The organism is Citricoccus sp. SGAir0253 (assembly GCF_005877055.1).
Taxonomy (GTDB): Bacteria; Actinomycetota; Actinomycetes; order Actinomycetales; family Micrococcaceae; genus Citricoccus.
On record NZ_CP039424.1, the window covers coordinates 2583782 to 2601829 of the forward strand.

Sequence of the window (18048 nt, forward strand, 5' to 3'; positions counted from 1 at the left end):
AGTCCTCTTAGTCGTCCAAAACTCGCTTCACAAAGTCGACACGCGCTTGGATCAAGCCGGCGAGGGTACTAGCGGTGGCCGTCGCGAGTGGCTCGTCATAAGAGAAGGCGTTGTCGCCCTCACGCTTAGTCGTGAGAAACCATCCAGCGTCGTACAGCTTCTCCCCAACAAATCGTGACAGCGCCAGTTGATACTGCTGAGAGTATGAGATTCCGGAGAATACCGGGTCCTGCGGAAATACCGTTGTGATGGGTTTGATGGCGCTCTCTGTCTTCGGCGTCTCTTCGAGAACCATGATGAAGGCTAGCCACGGCGGGACTTCTCCGAACGTGCCGTTCTTCTTCTGCACTGCCCCCACGTCGACTGCGTTACCGAGCGCCTCCTCAATCCGGTTGTTGGCGTTGTTGCCCACGCTCCCCACTTGGGACTTAAGTTCTACTGCGCCTACGAGTACGCCCTTATAAGTGACGACGACGTCCCAAGACTTTGATCGCCGGAAGTAGCCCGGCAAACTCGGGCTACCCGCCAAGACGCTGCTTTCGGGCAACCCTGCTTGGACAAAAAGCAGGCGGACGTAATCCTGGATTGCCTTCATGTGCTGTCCCGACCGAGCTTGGCCACCCTGCACGCCCGATTCCAGGTGCTTGCGGACGAGTTCGTCCCGCTTGCCCCAGAACGCATTGACGACCGCCTGTACTTCTTCGTTACTACCCAGCACAGAGCATCTCCTTCTTCGCCAGTCCGTACATGGATAGGTCTATGCCGTAAGCCTCCGCAGCGGCGTCCGTTGCCGCTTCTTCGTCCCGGCTTCGGAATGCGGCGCGAAGGCGGTCCGACACATCCGCGTCTAGATCGCTAGGGCGCGGTACCCGAATCTTCTTCAGATATTGCGCCTGGAACCGCAGTGTGCCGCCACGCATCCTCACGGCATATGCCTGAATGAACGCCTGACCAACACGGCTCAGGAGAATCCCCCCGAGCACCTCCATGTCCCAAGATTCCGAAGTGATGTAGTAGAGGTTGTGATGGGGGTAGTGGCCGCCGGGCTCTAGGACCGGATTGATGCTAGCTCGCATGTCTTGAATGAGAAGCTTCGGCTTCGCTGTCAACGAATGGTGGACTTTGTCGATGGTGCGGTACCAGTTGCTCCGGTTCTTCTTGGCAACGTGGCGTTCATGGAGCTTTGGAGCCGCCTCGTAGTAAGCCCGGAGTCGGGGGTACCTCTCGAGGTCTACAAGCTGCCCCTCCTCGGTCCACGGATTCACGAGATAGTTTCCGCCCCACTCGAAATCACCGGTCTGCCGAAGATCGCCGACCATCGCCAGAGGGAGGAGTCGGTCCTCCTCCACGTCGGCCGACTTGACGACATAAACCTTGTCGGCACCGGAGGCGACCCCGATAGACACCTTTGTCCCTGTACTAGCGTCCTGAAGCGGGTAGAAATGCTCGTTCAAATGCTCCATGAGCGCAATGAGGGCCGGACTGCCCGCGGCCCACATCTCATCCCCTGGGAACCAACCTTCCAGCCGATACGCTTCAAAACCTCGGCCGTTCAAGGTCAGCCCATCTCCGGTCAACGTCCATGCCGCGAGTTCAGCTGCAGACCCTGCTCCGAATGAAAACGTCGTATCAGCGACGACGACTTCACTCTGGCTTCCTCGTCGAATGACGGTAATCGCGGGATAGGCACTGACCTGCGACTCGAAAGCATCCACATCGTGCATGATCCAGACCGATTCGACTGCGAAGTCTTTTGCCACGAGGGCTCGGAGCCTGGCGCCGTACTGATTCCGCATCCAACGGTCCGCACAAATGTAGCCGAGGCGTCCACCTTCATTCAGGAGGCTGAGTGCCCTCTCGTAGAACCCGACATAAATGTCGGCGCGACCCTGCATCGTCGGCCAGCGGAGCCTGTAGGCGGCGCTCACCTCGGGGGGAATATCCTCCAGCCGAATATAGGGTGGGTTACCCACGACGAAGTCAGCGGCAGGGATGTCCTCCGTCAGCAAGAAGTCGGCGACCTGCACCCACTCCGCCAAGAGAGCTTCAGCGGAAGCACCCGTTATGCCGACGTTCGTCAACAATGGCCGGATGGCCTCGCGGGAGCGCTCGACACTCTCCTCCTGAAGGTCATATCCCTTAAGCGCCCCCGAGAGCGACTCAACAGGCCGCCCGTGTTTCTCTGCGCTCGTCAATAGACGCTTGACGATCGAAACCAGAAAGGCACCAGAGCCCACGGAGGGTTCAACGATGACCTTGCCGCCGAGATCGTCATCAGGGTTGTAGCCGATCAGGTCTAGGATCGTTTCAACGACCCATCGACGCGTGAATACTTCGGCGTATGTTGTCCAGTCACCTTGCACCGTTCGAGTCTACGGGCGTCCCAGGACCCGGTAACGCCACTCCGACTCCCAGGACACTTTCCTTGCTTATAACTCGCTGCAGTGCTCATCGGGGGGCTAGCAACGGCGGATTACCCCTAAATTATTCGTTTCCGTACTCAGATTCTGTCATCAGGTGCTCGACGAACTCTTCACCTTCGACCTCGAAAGTCGGGTCAATTCCCGCCGCTTCAAGAAGTTCGTAGTCGTTGAGCACCAGCTGACAGTGCTCGCAGGCGAAGTAATCTGCCATTGCATCGGCGACACCGCGATAACCAAACCCCTCCATGGGGTCTCCCCAGTGTTCAATTCTCATGTTCTCGACCTCCTCGGCTTCAAGGAGGCCCCATTCAGCGCATGCGGGGCAGATCTCGTCGGTGGAATATCGCAAGCCGGCACTTATCTCGTGCGCTGACTTCCATTGTTTACTTCGAGCAGTCGAGATCCTTCCCGACCGACGGTCTTCATATCTCGCCTTGGCGCGGCTCAACAGCGACTCGACGCGCTCGGCTAGATATGTCCTGTTGTTCTGAAGGTGGCGCCGGACCATCTCTGCACGCTGGACTCCGACGATATCCTCGACTTCTTTGTCTAGAGCATCGACAAGAGGCGCGGCGAGGCTCCAGAAATCTGCCCACCAGATATCCTCGGGAATCGCACTGAAGGCTACGCCCCCGCCGTGCAGATACTCATTTCGCGCCACAGCGAACTTTTCTGCCTTCTTTTCATCGAATGGGCGAAAAGCTCGCTTACAGCGTCGGTAGACAGTCGTAGCGCGAACTGATTTGAAGCTACTCTCGGCGCTCACAAGTCCGGAAGCCCCTAAGAGACTCGCATCATCATTGGGATCAGCGATTAGGACTGGCGATTGGTTCGACAATGCTGCCTTGGCTAGGAGCTCCAGGGCCAGAGTGGCCCACATGGCGCGTTCATCGAAAGATCTTGGGTCGTTGTCCATCGAGCGATTGATGAAGAGCTTGGCCTTCAACCACAGGCCTTCCGGATCGTAAGCCGTTCTCATTTGGCGCTCCTGATGTTGAATGCCATGCGGACGAGCTTCCTTCCTCGGTCACTCTCCGAGACCGCAGCCCTACCATGCATGACTAAACGATTGGCCACAACAAGGACGCTATTCTCTTCATCCCAAGGCACCTCTGTGGCCTTGAGATTTGGCTCGGAGTTGAGATGGTCAGCGACTTGTCGTGCTCTTTCGTCCGCAGGCTTCATGATCACAGGGTCATACCGCCAGCCGTCCGGTTCCAGAGCCGGTGCCAGGAAGGCCGATTTACCGGCCCCCACAGTGAAGACCCCGTGGCGAGCTGCGTCCCAGTCCAATCCTTGCGGTTCCGGTTTCCAGATGCGGGTGGGGGTCCCGTTGGGCTCCTCTGAAACGAGGATGATGACCTCCGGCGGTCGAATCATATGGGAACCATCGACATGCAGCGGCTGTGCATCGAGGCCATACACGGCACTCATCGTCTCTGCACGCGCCTCGGCCTGATCCCTAGGACGCAATACTGACACCGGCCCTTCTCCGGCGCGCGTACCAACGGCTTCCCAGCCCAGTTGTCCGGCATAGTAGGGAATCAGGTCCATCCGACGGGCATACGGTAGCTGCCCCATAGCCCAGCCCGATCTTCTTGCCTCGTTCCACATCTTGTCGAGCTCCATAGCCAAACCTTAGCTATCGACGGCCTTACGAGGCGCGCGAACTAGCGTCCGGAATATCGACGGACGCTAGACCAGCCGTGCCTATTCGACATGATGCCAACTACGAGCAGGATGGTCACCGATGGTGGCTGCTCGGGCCTCGGTGCCCCGAAGCACCTATCCCGGCCGATTCTTCGTTCCACGGCACCAACTCGTCCGACCAGCCGATTGGGATGTACTCCCCCCTTCTGTGGCCTCCGGTACTACATCGGCCTGCATCGAGTGGTTGGTCCTTGTCCTCCCTAGCTCCGTACATGAGCAATGTTCTGTTGTCCTCATGGCAAGCGAAACGCCCCCGACAGCGGCTCTATCGTCTCGGGAGCATGTCCTGGATGGTCAATTTCGGGCGCCCAGTGGTCCCGTCTTCGTATCCTTCCGCGTACCCGACCAGTTTTGTCCAGGCGAGCTGGCGGTCGACGTCCTCTCGTCGAGACATCTGCTTCGTAGCGTCCCTGTGCCCCTGTTCGTACCCGCGCCGGTATGCGGGCCCTACGCCTGGCTCACTCAACTCCCTTCGTAGCTTCTCAATTTCTTGGTCCGCGGCCGATATGGAAGCCACTAGCGCGCCATTGGACCGCATAGTTCTCTCCCACATGGTGGCGTACTGCTCCGCTTCCTTGGCCGCCTCTGCAGCCCTTTCCTCGGCACCCTGCAGTTGAACCTCGAGGAGGCGCCGGTCGTCTTGCAGGGACTGCACCTCTGCCCGCAGCTGGTCCACTTCGGAACCGTCAACGACCGGTCGGCGCCGGGCTCGGTAGGCGGCTTGGCGGTGTGCATTTGAGCAGTACCGTCGGCCGGCGGATGGGTCCGGCAAGGGCTCGTCACACCACCCGCACCGTAAAGCTAGGGAGCGGCGGGGTGAGGAGCGTCGGGCCTTGGCCATGGGTTCCTTCCGTAACGCGCACCTGTTACAGCGTCGCGGACACAATGTCCGGGAGTGCACCTTGGTGCCAGAGGTGTGCTGACTGATCTTGGTGTTGGTTGTGCCTGCTAAAAGTCGGTTCGGCTGGCGGGCGTCAGGTGTTGGCCTGCATGGCCAGAGACTCGCGGGCGTGGGATGGAGTCTTTCCAAGTAGGAGGGCCTTTGGAGGTGCCATACTGCCGGCATGGGCTTCTGGAAGACATCTGGGTTCGGCATAGATGACGAGACCTTGGAGGTGGCGGCGGACATTGATATCGGCGCACCGAGACAAGCCGTGTGGGACCTCATCAAGCCTGCCGAAAATGCACACTTGCTCGACCCTGAGGTTACGAGAGCCTTCCGCGCCGAGGGAACTCCAACGGGCACGGGGGAGATCCAAGTCTTCATCTATAACAGCGACGGCGAAGAACATGTCAGCGCCGTGGAAGTGATTGACGAAGTCCCAGGTGAGTACGCCATCACTCGTAGCTTCGGCGGAACAGTGTCGGCTTTAGGCGGCTATTTCCTGACGGACACCGCCACAGGCACTCGTCTGGAGAAGCGGGTCAAGTTCGTCCCCCCGCCAAACATGGGGTGGATAAGGCGTCCGGATATGAAGCAGTGCGCCCGCGGAATAAACGTGTACCTGAAGCGCGTGAAGGCTTTCATGGAGGGTCCTGCAGAGCCGGGGGCCGGGGGTATGCGGACTTGGAATAACCTCTAGGCCTACAGGCGGGCAGTCCGCTTATGCTCAGGCGCCGGGGCCACATTGGCTTCCCTCTCACGGGATCGTGCCGACGACTCTTGACCAGTTGACAGATGAGCTCATAGCAGGACCAAGCGAATGAGGGCCGCCCAGCCGAGCAGCACAGCCACTGCAAGGGCGCCGAGGACGGCACGACCGCGCATCGTTCCGGCCCAGGCCGGCACCCAGTTCGCGACCGCCATGGGCAGGGCAGCGTCCAGACTGTTCCGGACCCACGCCTGACGGGCCTTGCGAGCCCGTCGGGCGGAGACTCGGAGGGACCGTCGGAGGCGGCTGAGCATCACAGCCCTCCGGGGAAGAGCTGGTGTCGGTCGGTGGCGGGCCGTCCTTGGTGGTCGAAGGTCCACGCCGCGACCCGAGCGAGGTCCCGAACCCGTGCCCAGTACTGGCGGACCGTGTTGAACCGCGTACCGGTCACGGTGGCGAGGGCGTGCGCGTCCACGGCGGTGACGCCCCCGGCCTCCCGTGCCGCACCGAGGTAAGCGGGCGCGTGGCGGCCAATGGTGCCGGGCACGCTGGCCACCGTCGCCACGATCGACGAGCCATCCTCGGGGGCCTCCAGGGCAGCGCGGATGACCTGCGCGAAGGCGATGACGTCCCGGGAGGACGCCCGGAGGACATGGGCCGAAACGCCGAGAGCCGTGCTGGCCGCGGTGGTGTCCCCGTCGTAGATCAGGTGCAGGCGCAGGAAGTGCTCCACACGGTCTCTGTTTATGCCGAGTGTGTCCTGGACGAGGTGCAGCACCCCGAACACCTGCCGGAGCTCGTCGGCGGCCTCTACGCGCCGCGTGTCGTCGTCCACGTGGCCGCCCACGGCCGAGTCCCCTCGAACCGCGGTGAGGGCCTCCAGGCTCTCTGCCTTGCCACCGTTGCACTGGGCGCCGTGGCTGGCCGTCCGCCGGTAGTAGTCATGGACGCGGCGCCGGGCCACGACTCGGCACAGCGTGGGCCAGTCCCCCCGGGCCGGGTCGAACGTCACTCGCTGCAGGGAAAGCCACGTGTCCTGCAGCAGGTCATCGATGTCGTGGGCGGGGCCGCCGTACTGGCGGACCATGGCCGCGACGAGGGGTCGGAGGTCGTCGAGGTCTACTTCGGTTGTGGTCATCGGGTGGTCTCCTTCCGGATGTCCCGGGCGGTGGTCTGCGCGGCTGCGGGCTGGGCGCGTCGGGCGATGCTGAAGTGTTGGCTGGCTGCCTGGTCGAGATCCCGGAGGGCTCGGCTGGGAGTCCAGCAGCCCAAACCGGTCATGCCGTGCTCGACGAGCGCTTGTGCCTGGTCGTGAGTGGCGGTGATGCCCGCGGCATTGAGGGTGTGCAGCAGGTCGCGGATGCGGTGCTCCAGAGACTGGTTCGGCAGGGGCTCGACGAGGGCCAGCAGCGGGGGCTGGATGGCGCGGGGCTGATGGGAACTCATGCCGCAGCCTCCCGGGGCCGCCAGCCGGCGAGTTGGGCGGCGGTGATGACCTGGCGGCGCACCGAGCAGTCCGGGCCGAGCTCGGCCGCCGCAAGTTCCATCAAGGTCAGGTGTTGCATCGGCCGGGCTTGGAGGTACGCGCTGGCGGCCGCATAAACCTCCGCGTCGATCCCCTCTGCCGTCCGTGCGCCGGAATTTTCCACAGGCGCTGGTGAGGGTGGCTGGGACTCAACCCCTTCCTCCTGCCTGTATTCCTGTAGTGGTTCCTCAGTCCTCCTAGGGGGCAATGAACCGTTGGGGCTCACCCCAATGGATCGTTGGGGCTGGTGCCCCAATGGATCGTTGGGGCTGAGGGGCAATGCTTCGTTGGGGCTGGCGTGAAGACGCGGATCCTGCCGGTGGACGACCGACCAGGTGGTTACGGGCCGGCCGGTGCCGTTCCGAGTGATCGTGGGGACGGCCGTCAACGCCGGGTTGAGGGCAAGGGCGTATTCCGCTCGGTTGCCCTGCCGCGCGACGCCGTTCGGGACGACCGCCCCGGCACGTTTGAGCTTGGAAATGGCCTGCCGGAAGGACTCTGCCGCGCTGTCCGGGTTCACCACCGGATCCAATCCGAGGTGCTCGGCCCCGGCCTGCCAACCGCCGAAGTAAATCGGCGGACGGTCGGTGTCCAAGGACACCAATGCCATGAAGGTCAGCAGGCGGTGCTCGCGGTGTCCCAAGTGCTTCCAGTTGGCGGAGACCATCAAGGCGTTGGAAGCTCCCATCGGTGGACTTACCGAGGTCTGGGAGACAACAACGCGGGTGCGTCGATCAACCGCTGAGGGTGCAGGGCGCTCATGTGAGCACCCCCAAGACGCCCAGGGCGACAATGACGATGTCGAGGTCGTCGCGTAGGTCCCGGGCAGCGGTAAGGCTGTGGCCACCGGCCGCCTCCTCGGAGACCACCACCTCCACGTCACGGTCCGGCGTCCAGATCGAGTACACGTCCCCAGATCGGGGGCCGTAAGCGATCCGGCCCCGTGGGTCCACGGTGAAGCCCGCCGGCGGGTCGATACACGGAAGATTGCTCGCGCTAGAATTGGTCATGGATCCTGACTCCTGAATGGTGACTGGTTCCGAAGGGCGTTCGCGGGTCTCCCCAGACAGATGCGAACGCCCTTTCACGTAGGTGCTCCCCCGTTGGCTGCGCTTATCGTGGCGCCTCCTGCGGGGCGCTTCGCTGCCCTCAGGCACTGGCGCTCTCCCCCGTCCTGGTTCGGGTTTGAGCCCTGAGCCACGCCTTCACGTCACTCCCCCGGTAGCTCACATTGCGGCCGATCTTGATGAAGGCTGGACCCTGCCCCACGTATCGCCAGTAAGCCAAGGTGTTCACCGTGCTCCCCAAATACTCCGCTGTGGGGCCCGGCTTGTAGAGCTTCTCGTCTTCCATGAGCAACCTCCTGATCGATCATGATGATTGTTCATCTATGATGATTGAAGCTTAGGTCGACGTCTGGGAGATTGCAAGAGGGCATGTGGTGAATCATCTTGATGTGCCAAAATGGGCTCATGGAAGATGCCGCCTCCCACAAAAGGAATCCGCTCGGGCCTACCGGTCACACGGTGCGTTTGAACGTTGCCCGCCTGCGAGGGGGGATGCAGTACAAACAGCTTTCCGAAAAGCTCGCTGAGATTGGGAGGCCGATTCCGCCGCTTGGGTTGCGCCGAATCGAAGACGGCGAACGTCGAGTGGACGTCGACGACCTTATGGCTCTCGCCGTGGCGCTAGATGTCAATCCTGTGGCGCTCCTCCTGCCTAGCGAGGACAGAGGCGTGCCCGTTGAGGCAACCGGGGTTGGCTCGATCGGATTCAAGGAACTCTGGAGATGGTCCGACGGCGTCAAAGCCCTTCGAGACTCCACCGATGCCACAGACAGCGTGATGGAAAATGAACTACGCGGACATCTTGACGATGCATCCTTCCGGAACCGCGTTCGGCCGCCCCTCCAACGGGTGGAAAGTGTGGCGCCAACTTCCTCCAGGAGGGGTGAGGTACGGCGTATAGACATGGTTCTCCGCTCTCTGCGAGAAGTGACGGAGACCATTGAGGAGATGCAACGGGAGGAACCGCCTCAGGAAGCCGAGAACCGTGGCGACGATTGAGGCATACGAAACGAAGGCGGGGCGCCGCTACCGGGTGCGGTATCGGACACCAGAGCATCGCAGTACAGATAAACGTGGGTTCAGAACGAAGCGGGATGCAGAGGCTTTCGCGGCCACGGTTGAGGTGTCCAAGCTGCGGGGCGAGTTCATCGACGCGGCCGCGTCGAGGACCACGGTAGGCGAATTGGGTCCGGCGTGGCTCGGCCGGCAGTCGCACTTAAAGCCTTCGGCGCTGCGACCTGTGGAGAGCTCATGGCGAGTCCACGTCGAACCGCGCTGGAGCCGGGTGGCCGTTGCGGATGTGCGGAAGACGGCGGTCCAGCAGTGGGTCGCAGATCTGGGCCGTGACCGCGGGGCAACGACGGTGATCCGGGCGTACGGCGTACTAGCCGCCATCCTGGATGACGCAGTGGACGATCGCCGGCTACTGTCCAACCCCGCGCGCGGGGTGAAGCTACCCCGCAAGGGGAAGAAACCGCACGTGTACTTGTCCCACCGTCAAGTGCACGACATCGCGGAGGCCTCCAAGCACCCCGTCCTGGTCCTGACACTGGCCTACTGCGGTCTGCGGTGGGGCGAGGCTGTGGGCCTCCAGGTGAAGCACCTGGACATGCTGCGTCGCCGGATCCTGGTCGAGCGGAACGCCGTCGAGGTCGGCGGGGTGTTCGAGGTCGGCACGCCGAAGGGCCACAAGCATCGGTCAGTGCCGTTCCCTCGATTCCTGGCGGAGCATCTGGCGAAGCTGTGCGAGAGCAAGGGGCCTGACGATCTGGTGTTCCCGGGGCACCACGGCCAATTCCTGCGGCAGCCTCGAGTCCGCGGCGGGGCGGACGCGGACACTCGAGCCCGGGACTCGTGGTTCGCAGCCGCACTCCAGGATGCCGGGGCACCACGGGTCACCCCGCACGACCTGCGGCACACGGCAGCATCGTTCGCTGTGTCGGCCGGGGCGAACGTCAAGGCCGTGCAGCGCATGCTCGGCCACAGCTCTGCAGCCATGACTTTGGACATCTACGCCGACCTCTTCGATGACGACCTGAACGCCGTCGCTGACCGGCTGGATGAGGTGGTCTCGAAGCAGATTGTGGGCAAAACGTGGGCAAACGCCTGATCCGAGAACCCACGAAGGCCGCAACTTCCCTGTAATTACGCGGGATTTGCGGCCTTCTCACATGGTGCCCCCGGTGGGACTCGAACCCACAACACGGCGATTTTAAGTCGCATGCCTCTGCCAATTGGGCCACGGGGGCGGGCACGGCGCCGCCCTCGGTCCGCCGGGGCGGACGCTCGGGGACGGCTGCGGCCCGGGACCCCTCAAGGGTACCGGGCCGCGGCGCGTGCCCCGGTGCGGGACACCGGGACGCGAGGCGCCGGCGGGAGGCCCACCGGCGCCGTCGGGGATCAGGCGTTCTCGTACTGCGTGGCGTGGCCGATCGCCCGGGGCGCGAAGCGCCCGGACTCGAGCTGGCCGCCGGCCGCCTCCAGGAAGGCGTTGTGCGGGGTCTCGAGCTCCTCGATGGCGGTGGTGTCCCGGCCGAACACGGCGCCGAGGATCCAGTCCGTGATCACGCGGGCCTTGCGCTCGTACGTGGGCATGGCCATGCCGTGGTAGCCGCGGTGGGCCAGCCAGGCCGGGATGCCGGAGATCTTCAGGCCCATCGGGTTGCCGACGCCCTTGCCGGTGCCGAGGCCGGCCACGGCGCCCAGGGACTTGTGCACGTACTCCTCCACGGCGCCCTCGCCGAAGCGCACGGCCAGCAGGTTGGCGGCCAGGCGGCGGGCCTGGCGCACGGCGTGCTGGGCGTTCGGGACGCAGTGGCCGCCGGGGCCGTCGCCGGTCAGGTCCGGCACGGCGCACACGTCGCCGCAGCCCCAGGCGCCCTCGAGGACGCCGTCCTCGCCGGACTTGACCTGCAGGGTGGGGGTGACCTCGATCCGGCCCCGGGCCTCGACCGGGAAGTCGGTCTGCTTGGCGACGGCGTTGGCGGCCACGCCGGCGGTCCAGACCAGGGTGTCGGCCTCGAAGGAGCCGGCGTCCGACTTGTCCGCCATGTTGATGAGCTTGAGCAGGCCGCCCTCGGCGCTGGACAGGGAGGTGTTCAGCAGCACCTCGATGCCGCGGGCCTTGAGGTGCTCCACCACGCCCACGGCCTGGTCCTCGGAGACCTCGGGCATGATCCGGCCCATGGCCTCGATCAGCACGATCCGGGCGTCCGACTGGGCCAGGCGCGGGTTCTTCTTGATGGCGTCCCGGATCAGGTCCTCCATCTCGGAGATGGTCTCCACGCCGTTGAAGCCGCCGCCCACGACCGCGAAGGTCAGGGCGCGCGAGCGGGCCGCGGCGTCCGTCATGGTGGAGGCGACCTCGAGGCGGTCCAGGATCTGGTTGCGCAGGGTCAGCGCCTCCTGGACGGTCTTCATGCCGATGCCGGCCTCGGCCAGGCCCGGGATGGGGAAGGTGCGGGTGGTGGCCCCGGCCGTCATGACGACGTCCTGGTAGGGGACCTCGAACTCGGCGCCGTCCTGGGTCTGGACGGTCGCGGTCTTGCGGGCGTGCTCGACCTTGACGACCTTGCCCTGGACGATCTCGGTGTGCTTGAGGTGGGTGCGGTGGTCCACGATGATGTGGCGGGCCTCGAGGTGGCCGCCGACGACCTCCGGCAGGAACGGCTGGTAGGTCATGTACGGGAGCGGGTCGACGAGGGTGACGACGCCGCCACGCTCCTTGACCTTCTTCTCCAGGTTCTTGGCGACGTACAGGCCGGCGTAACCGCCGCCGACGATGAGGACACGGGGCTTCGGAGACAGCTGCGGGGTGATTGCCATGGCCATACCCTAAACCCGGCACCCGCACTTCGTGAAAAACCTCACAAAGTCACAAAGTCACCGGCGGCGCCGGCGCAGCGCGAGGACCGCGCCGGTGGCGGCGAGCGCGGCGGCGAGCAGGCCGGTCCCCAGCACGAGCGCCGGGCGCAGCCCGGGGGCCGGATCGGGCACCGCGCGCGCCTGCGGCAGGGCGGTGGCCACGGGGGCGGGGCTCGACGCCGGCCCGCTCGGCTCGGGCGCGGCGGCGGACGGGGGCGCCGCGGGGGTCTCCGCGCGCCGGTGGACCCGGATCCAGTCGGCGATCGTGTCCATCGGGTTGCGGTCCACGGCCGGCACCTCGGCGGTCACCGCGGCCGCGGCGTCGATGATCCCGTGGCCGTACACCGGGTCCACGCCGGGGGCCCCGGCGTCCTGCGCCGTGGCCAGGATCCGGTGGATCACCTGGTGGGCGGGCATGTCCGGGTGCGCGGAGCGGACCAGGGCGGCGAGCCCGGCCACCAGCGGGGCCGCCCCGCTCGTGCCCTGCCAGCCCATCCAGTCGTCGCCCGGCACGGCGCCGACGAGCGGATAGGCGGGCGCGGCCACGCCGATCGAGATGCCCTCGGTGGAGGCGTCCCAGCTGGCCGTGCCCTCGGCGGTGAGCCCGGCCACGGTCAGCACGCCCGGGATCGTGGCCGGCGCCCCGGCCGTCATGGCGCCCGAGGCGCGGTTGCCGGCGGCGGCCACGACCACCACGTCGTTCTGCTCGGCGTACAGGAACGCCCGGTCCCAGCTCTCCGGCCAGTCCTGGCGGGTGGAGCCCAGGGACATGTTGATGACGTCCGCCCCGTGGTCCACCGCCCACGTGACGGCCCGGGCGATCTGCTCCTCGGGGTCGGGGCCGCCCGTGCCGTCCGCGGCGAGGTCCACGGAGACGGACAGCAGCCGGGCCTCCGGGGCCACGCCCATGATCCCGTCCGGTCCCGGGCCGCCGGCCGGGGCCGCGGCGGAGGAGGCCGCCGGCGCGTCCGGGGCGGCGGTGCCCGAGGCCTCGGCGGACTCGGGGGACGCGGCGTCCGTCGGGGCCGCGGTGGCCGCGCCGCCGTCGGGACCGCCGCTCGCGGCGGGGTCCTCCCCCGCTCCGGCCGCGTCCCCGGGCGGCGCGGTGCGCGCGGCGGCGCCGTCGTGGCCGTGGCCGGCCAGCAGGGAGGCGACCAGGGTGCCGTGCGCGGGCATCGTCCCGACCGGCTCCGTGCCGTCCGGGCTGCCCGCCCCGGAGAGGTCGGTGCCGCCGGCCACCTGGCCCGTCAGGTCCGGGTGGGTGTCGTCGATCCCGGTGTCGATCACCGCCACCGTGACGCCCTCGCCCCGCGTGGTCTCCCACGCCGTGCGGTAGCCGTACTCGTCCAGCCAGTACTGCTGGTCCCGCCACTCGTCCGCCGCGGCCCGCGGCACGTCCGGGGCCAGCGGGGACAGCGGCCCCAGGGGCGCCACCAGGACCGCCCCGGCCGCCGCGGCGGCCCCGAGCGCCCGGCGGGCACGGCGGGCCCGGTCCCCCGCCGTCGCGGCCCGGCGGTCCCTCACGGGAGCTGGGACAGGGCGATCCCGTCCAGGATGTCGTGCTCGGACGTGATGGCGTCGACCACCGCGCCCCCGCTGGCTCGGGCCACCCGGCGGAGCAGCGTGGCCCAGATGAGCGCCCCGGCCCCGATGACGTCCACCCGGCCCGGGTGCATGTAGGGCAGGGCCGCCCGCTCGGCGCGGGTGGCGGTCAGCAGGCGCTCGGCGGTGGCGGTGATGTCCTCGATCCCCAGCCGGGTGCCGTGGATGACCCCGGGGTCGTAGGCGTCCAGGTCCAGGGCCGCGGCCGTCACCGTGGTGACGGTCCCGGCCACGCCCACGACGGCGGCGGCGCGGCCGAGCGGGACGCTCGCCTCCACCTCGTCCAGCACGGCCTCGATGTCCGCGGTGGCCGCGGCGACCTCGGCGGCGGTGGGCGGATCGCCGTGCAGGTGGCGCTCGGTGAAGCGCACGCAGCCCATGCCCACGCTCACGGAGTCCGTGACGCGGGGGCCGCCGGGGCCGCCGAGGGTGCCCAGCACGAACTCGGTGGAGCCGCCGCCGAGGTCGACCACGAGCACGCGCCCCGCCCGGTCCTCGGTCCCGCCGTCCCCCGGGGCCCCGGACGCGCCGAGCGCCGCCGGGTCGAGCACCGCGGGGTCGAGCACCGAGGCCGCCCCCGCGAAGGACAGGGCCGCCTCCTCCCGGCCGGAGACCACCTCGGGCTCGACGCCGAGCCGCTCGCGGATCCCGGCGGTGAAGACCTCGGCGTTGCCGGCGTCGCGGCTGGCGGAGGTGGCCACGAAGCGGACGGACCCGGCGCCCAGCTCGCGCAGGATCCGGGCGTAGTCCTCGGTCGCGGCGAAGGTCCGGGCCAGCGCGGCCTCGGAGAGCATGCCGGTGGCGTCCACGCCCTCGCCCAGCCGCACGACGCGCATCTCCCGGTGCAGGTCCACGAGGCGCAGCCGCCCGCTCCCGCCGCCCGGGCCGGCGCCGGGCCCCTCCTCGAGGGCCGGCTCCACGCGGGCCACGAGCAGGCGGATCGAGTTGGTGCCGCAGTCGATGGCGCCGACCACCCGGCCGGCCGCGGCCGCCTCCCCCGGCTCCCGGGACACCACGGACTCGGCGGACGGCGAGGACGCGGCGGTATCCGCGGCCCCGGCGGGCACGGTGGGCTCGGACTGGACGGGGTTGCGCTCCCCGGCCAGCCGGCGCACGTGGCGGCTGAGGTCGCGGCTGGGGACCGGGGCATCCGGGTCCCAGGCGCCGGCGCAGTGGCACGTGTCCGCGGACCAGTCCTCGCGGATGGCCTCGAGGGCCTCGTCGCCCAGCGGGTTGACGCCCGGGCCGGCGGCGAGGGAGTGGCCCACGAGCACGTGCAGGCACTTCACCCGGTCCGGCATGCCGCCGGCCGAGATGCCGGTGATCTCCGGGACGCCGTCCGTCCCGGCCACCCGGCCGACGCGGTCCCGCTCGGCCAGGTAGGCCTCGTGGGCCCGGCGGTAGCGGGCGGCGAGCTCCTCGTCCTGCTGGAGCCGCTCGCTCATCTCCGCCATCACGCCGGCCGCCTCGAGCCGGGAGACCGCCGCGGTCAGGACGGGGTGGGTGAGGTAGAAGGTCGTGGGGAACGGGATGCCGTTGGACAGCCGCGGGGCGGTGGTGGCCACGAGCGGGTTCCCGCACACGCAGCGGGCGCCGATCTCCACGACGTCGCGGGCCGGCCGGCCCAGTTGCAGGCTGATGGTGTCCAGGTCCTGCGGCGTGGGGGTGCGGTCCAGGTCGTGCGTCACGGGTCCTCCGGTGCTCTGCGGTGCCGACGGCGGTGCTCCGCGGCGGCGGATCAGCCTATCTCAGTCCGTGCCGGCCCGCACGACGGAGTCCCACAGCGCGTCGGCCCAGGGCATGTCCGGGTTGACCTCGCTCGGGCTGGCCGGGGGCGGCACGGGGTCCTCGGCCTCCTCGTCCCCACCGATGACCATGTACGTCTTCTCCCCCGGCATCACGAGGTTGAAGCGGTCGCGGGCCTGCTGCTGGATGTAGGCCGGGTCGTCCCAGCGGGCGATCTCGTCCCTGAGCTCCTGCTGCTCCTGGCGCTGGGCGGCGATGTCCTCCTGGACCGCGCGCAGCTCGGCCTGCTGGTCCAGGTACACGCGCAGGGTGGGGGCCAGCAGCACGGCGGCGAGGAACAGGACCACGAGCAGGGCGATCGAGTGCCCGGAGAAGTGCCGGGCCGGGACGGGCTCGACGACGGCGGCCGGCGCGGCCTGCGCGCGCGGCGGACCGGCCGCGGTGGAGCCGGGGCCGGCGCCGGCAGCCGGCGCGGAGGCCGGGCCCGTGGTCCCGCCGGTGGGCCGGTCCGTGGCCCGGGCCCCGCGCATCAGCTCGCGGCGGGCGGCGGCCCGGCGCTCGGCGGCCGTGCGCGGCAGCGCCGGCCGGCCGGTGGTGCCCCCCGTGCCCGGCGCCGTGTCCTCACCCGCGGCGCCGGTGTCCCGTGTGCCCGCGGGGCCGGTGTCCCGGGTGCCCTCCGCGCCGGGGCGACCGGGGGCGGCGAGGGGCCCGGAGGGGCCGGGGTGATCGGGATGCCCGGTGGGCTCGCCCGCGTGCCGCGAGGGCGCGGCGTCCAGGGGGATGACCTTGGCGGAGTACCCGCCCACGTGCGTGCGGGCCCCGGGGCCGGCGGCCCGTCCCTCCTCCGCGGACGCCGGGCCACCGGGGTGGCCGGCCTCGACGAGGGCAGGGCGGGAGGACTTGGGTACGCGCGGCCGCCGAGTCGCCACCTGCACCTCCCGCGTGCGTGTCCGTGTCCGGGACCGGCGCGGTGCCGCGCGCCGCCGGGGTCCCCGGTCGGGTGGTCGGGGATCTCCCCCGAGGATACCGGCTGGGCGCGCCGGTCCGGGACAGCGCGCCGGACGGGCCCGGCGGCGCGGCCGTCGCCGGGACGCCGATCGCCCCGCCCCGGGAGCGGGGACGGGGCGATCGGGTGCCGGCGCCGCCGCAGGGCGCGGGCGGCTCCCGGCGGCGGGCCGGGCGGGGGTCAGGCGCGGGCGGCGTACCGCGGGAAGGCCGAGGTGCCCGCGTAGATCGCGGAGTCGCCCAGCTCCTCCTCGATGCGCAGCAGCTGGTTGTACTTGGCCACGCGGTCGGAGCGGGCCGGGGCACCGGTCTTGATCTGGCCGGCGTTGGTGGCCACGGCGAGGTCGGCGATGAAGGTGTCCTCGGTCTCGCCGGAGCGGTGGGAGATCATGCAGTGGAACGTGTGCCGCTGGGCCAGCGAGATCGCGTCGAAGGTCTCGGTCAGCGAGCCGATCTGGTTGACCTTGACCAGCAGGGCGTTGCCGGAGGCCTCGTCGATGCCGCGCTGCAGCCGCTCGGGATTGGTGACGAACAGGTCGTCGCCCACGAGCTGGACCTTCGTGCCGAGGGCCGCGGTGAGCTGCTGCCAGCCCTGCCAGTCGTTCTCGTCCAGCGGGTCCTCGATGGACACGAGCGGGTAGTTGGCCACCAGCTCCTCGTAGTAGGCGATCATGTCCGCGGCGGACCGCTGTTCGCCCTCGAAGGTGTAGGAGCCCTTCTCGCAGAACTCGGACGAGGCCACGTCCAGGGCCAGGGCGATGTCCTCGCCGGGGGTGTAGCCGGCGCGCGTGATGGCCTCGGTGATGAGGTCCAGGGCGGCGCGGTTGGACGGCAGGGACGGGGCGAAGCCGCCCTCGTCGCCGAGGCCGGTGCCGAGCTCGCGCTCCTGCAGGACCTTCTTCAGCGTGTGGTAGACCTCGGCGCCCCAGCGCAGGGCCTCGGAGAAGCTCGGCGCGCCGATCGGGGCGATCATGAACTCCTGGATGTCCACGTTGGAGTCCGCGTGGGCGCCGCCGTTGAGGATGTTCATCATGGGCACGGGCAGCACGTGCGCGTTCGGCCCGCCCAGGTACTTGAACAGGGACAGGTCGGCGGAGGCGGCGGCCGCGTCGGCCACGGCCAGGGAGACGCCGAGGATCGCGTTGGCGCCGAGCTTGCCCTTGTTCTCGGTCCCGTCCAGGTCGATCATCAGGGTGTCCACGAGGCGCTGGTCGGTGGCGTCCTGGCCCTCGAGCTCGTCGGCGATGTCCTCGATGACGGCGTTGACGGCGCCCAGCACGCCCTTGCCCAGGTAGCGGTCCTTGTCGCCGTCCCGGCGCTCGACGGCCTCGAACTCGCCCGTGGAGGCGCCCGAGGGCACCGCGGCGCGGCCCATCGCGCCGTCGCTCAGCAGCACCTCCACCTCGACGGTGGGGTTGCCGCGGGAGTCGAGGATCTCACGGGAATGGATGGCGTCGATCAGGGCCATGTGCGGTCTCCTTTGAAGGCGTGTGGTTCCGAGGGTGCAACGCGGG

The 18048-nt window shown here is 68.1% G+C and carries 17 protein-coding genes and 1 tRNA gene; 3 read left to right on the forward strand and 15 right to left on the reverse strand.

Going from position 1 to position 18048, the window contains the following annotated elements:
- Nucleotides 1-7 precede the first annotated feature (7 nt).
- The 4 genes from E7744_RS11320 to E7744_RS11335 form a co-directional block, all read right to left on the reverse strand.
- Nucleotides 8-718: a PaeR7I family type II restriction endonuclease gene (locus tag E7744_RS11320; protein WP_137774203.1), complete on the reverse strand. Its 711-nt coding sequence runs from the start codon at nucleotides 716-718 to the stop codon at nucleotides 8-10.
- Entirely contained in the window at nucleotides 708-2363 is a 1656-nt protein-coding gene (locus E7744_RS11325) for an Eco57I restriction-modification methylase domain-containing protein (RefSeq protein ID WP_137774204.1), read from the reverse strand. Before E7744_RS11325 ends, E7744_RS11320 begins: the two co-directional genes overlap by 11 nt.
- Before the next feature lie 121 nt (nucleotides 2364-2484).
- On the reverse strand, nucleotides 2485-3369 hold the full coding sequence (locus E7744_RS11330) for a hypothetical protein (protein WP_137774205.1): 885 nt from the start codon (nucleotides 3367-3369) through the stop codon (nucleotides 2485-2487).
- Between the two features lie 29 nt (nucleotides 3370-3398).
- Nucleotides 3399-4052, reverse strand: coding sequence for a TauD/TfdA family dioxygenase (locus tag E7744_RS11335; RefSeq protein WP_137774206.1), 654 nt, complete (start codon nucleotides 4050-4052; stop codon nucleotides 3399-3401).
- A gap of 1145 nt (nucleotides 4053-5197) precedes the next feature.
- Here E7744_RS11335 and E7744_RS11340 point away from each other — a divergent pair.
- Nucleotides 5198-5716: an SRPBCC family protein gene (locus E7744_RS11340; protein WP_137774207.1), complete on the forward strand. Its 519-nt coding sequence runs from the start codon at nucleotides 5198-5200 to the stop codon at nucleotides 5714-5716.
- Nucleotides 5717-6038: 322 nt separating this feature from the next.
- Here E7744_RS11340 and E7744_RS11345 read toward each other — a convergent pair whose 3' ends face one another.
- The 5 genes from E7744_RS11345 to E7744_RS11365 all read right to left on the reverse strand — a co-directional run bounded on the left by E7744_RS11345 (nucleotide 6039) and on the right by E7744_RS11365 (nucleotide 8603).
- A complete protein-coding gene (locus E7744_RS11345) occupies nucleotides 6039-6863 on the reverse strand; it encodes a sigma factor (RefSeq protein ID WP_137774208.1) in 825 nt (274 codons plus the stop codon).
- Nucleotides 6860-7171 carry a hypothetical protein gene (locus E7744_RS11350; protein ID WP_137774209.1) on the reverse strand — a complete coding sequence of 104 codons (312 nt, stop codon included), beginning with the start codon at nucleotides 7169-7171 and terminating at the stop codon, nucleotides 6860-6862. The genes E7744_RS11345 and E7744_RS11350 overlap by 4 nt, the downstream gene beginning before the upstream one ends.
- Nucleotides 7168-7917, reverse strand: coding sequence for a hypothetical protein (locus E7744_RS11355; protein WP_137774210.1), 750 nt, complete (start codon nucleotides 7915-7917; stop codon nucleotides 7168-7170). The genes E7744_RS11350 and E7744_RS11355 overlap by 4 nt, the downstream gene beginning before the upstream one ends.
- 91 nt (nucleotides 7918-8008) lie before the next feature.
- Nucleotides 8009-8260, reverse strand: a complete 252-nt coding sequence (locus E7744_RS11360; protein ID WP_137774211.1) for a hypothetical protein — start codon at nucleotides 8258-8260, stop codon at nucleotides 8009-8011.
- A gap of 139 nt (nucleotides 8261-8399) precedes the next feature.
- Nucleotides 8400-8603 carry an AlpA family transcriptional regulator gene (locus E7744_RS11365; protein ID WP_137774212.1) on the reverse strand — a complete coding sequence of 68 codons (204 nt, stop codon included), beginning with the start codon at nucleotides 8601-8603 and terminating at the stop codon, nucleotides 8400-8402.
- Between the two features lie 206 nt (nucleotides 8604-8809).
- On the opposite strand from E7744_RS11365, the gene E7744_RS15985 reads away from it, so the two are divergent.
- Both E7744_RS15985 and E7744_RS11375 read left to right on the forward strand, forming a co-directional pair.
- Nucleotides 8810-9316, forward strand: coding sequence for a hypothetical protein (locus tag E7744_RS15985; protein WP_210417106.1), 507 nt, complete (start codon nucleotides 8810-8812; stop codon nucleotides 9314-9316).
- Nucleotides 9303-10427, forward strand: a complete 1125-nt coding sequence (locus E7744_RS11375) for a site-specific integrase (protein ID WP_137774213.1) — start codon at nucleotides 9303-9305, stop codon at nucleotides 10425-10427. Before E7744_RS15985 ends, E7744_RS11375 begins: the two co-directional genes overlap by 14 nt.
- Before the next feature lie 62 nt (nucleotides 10428-10489).
- Here E7744_RS11375 and E7744_RS11380 read toward each other — a convergent pair.
- The 6 genes from E7744_RS11380 to eno form a co-directional block, all read right to left on the reverse strand.
- Nucleotides 10490-10566, reverse strand: a tRNA-Leu gene (locus E7744_RS11380).
- Nucleotides 10567-10717: 151 nt separating this feature from the next.
- Nucleotides 10718-12142 (reverse strand): NAD(P)/FAD-dependent oxidoreductase, encoded by a 1425-nt coding sequence (locus E7744_RS11385; protein ID WP_137774214.1) that lies wholly within the window; start codon nucleotides 12140-12142, stop codon nucleotides 10718-10720.
- Between the two features lie 57 nt (nucleotides 12143-12199).
- The gene (locus tag E7744_RS11390) at nucleotides 12200-13705 is read right to left on the reverse strand and encodes a S8 family serine peptidase (protein WP_246858421.1); all 1506 of its coding nucleotides are present in this window, start codon (nucleotides 13703-13705) and stop codon (nucleotides 12200-12202) included.
- Nucleotides 13702-15471 (reverse strand): DUF501 domain-containing protein, encoded by a 1770-nt coding sequence (locus E7744_RS16600; RefSeq protein ID WP_137774215.1) that lies wholly within the window; start codon nucleotides 15469-15471, stop codon nucleotides 13702-13704. The genes E7744_RS11390 and E7744_RS16600 overlap by 4 nt, the downstream gene beginning before the upstream one ends.
- A gap of 60 nt (nucleotides 15472-15531) precedes the next feature.
- Complete coding sequence (locus E7744_RS16225) at nucleotides 15532-16458, reverse strand: septum formation initiator family protein (RefSeq protein ID WP_246858422.1); 927 nt, start codon at nucleotides 16456-16458, stop codon at nucleotides 15532-15534.
- A 257-nt stretch (nucleotides 16459-16715) separates the two neighbouring features.
- Entirely contained in the window at nucleotides 16716-18002 is a 1287-nt protein-coding gene (gene eno, locus E7744_RS11405) for a phosphopyruvate hydratase (protein WP_137774216.1), read from the reverse strand.
- Nucleotides 18003-18048: the final 46 nt, after the last annotated feature.

Excerpts from the sequence above, each read along its gene's own strand:
- E7744_RS11335 (WP_137774206.1), bottom strand. The coding sequence starts at position 4,052 with ATGGAGCTCGACAAGATGTGGAACGAGGCAAGAAGATCGGGCTGGGCT.
- E7744_RS11340 (WP_137774207.1), top strand. The coding sequence starts at position 5,198 with ATGGGCTTCTGGAAGACATCTGGGTTCGGCATAGATGACGAGACCTTG.
- E7744_RS11345 (WP_137774208.1), bottom strand. The coding sequence starts at position 6,863 with ATGACCACAACCGAAGTAGACCTCGACGACCTCCGACCCCTCGTCGCG.
- E7744_RS11350 (WP_137774209.1), bottom strand. The coding sequence starts at position 7,171 with ATGAGTTCCCATCAGCCCCGCGCCATCCAGCCCCCGCTGCTGGCCCTC.
- E7744_RS11355 (WP_137774210.1), bottom strand. The coding sequence starts at position 7,917 with ATGGTCTCCGCCAACTGGAAGCACTTGGGACACCGCGAGCACCGCCTG.
- E7744_RS11360 (WP_137774211.1), bottom strand. The coding sequence starts at position 8,260 with ATGACCAATTCTAGCGCGAGCAATCTTCCGTGTATCGACCCGCCGGCG.
- E7744_RS11365 (WP_137774212.1), bottom strand. The coding sequence starts at position 8,603 with ATGGAAGACGAGAAGCTCTACAAGCCGGGCCCCACAGCGGAGTATTTG.
- E7744_RS15985 (WP_210417106.1), top strand. The coding sequence starts at position 8,810 with ATGCAGTACAAACAGCTTTCCGAAAAGCTCGCTGAGATTGGGAGGCCG.
- E7744_RS11385 (WP_137774214.1), bottom strand. The coding sequence starts at position 12,142 with ATGGCAATCACCCCGCAGCTGTCTCCGAAGCCCCGTGTCCTCATCGTC.
- eno (WP_137774216.1), bottom strand. The coding sequence starts at position 18,002 with ATGGCCCTGATCGACGCCATCCATTCCCGTGAGATCCTCGACTCCCGC.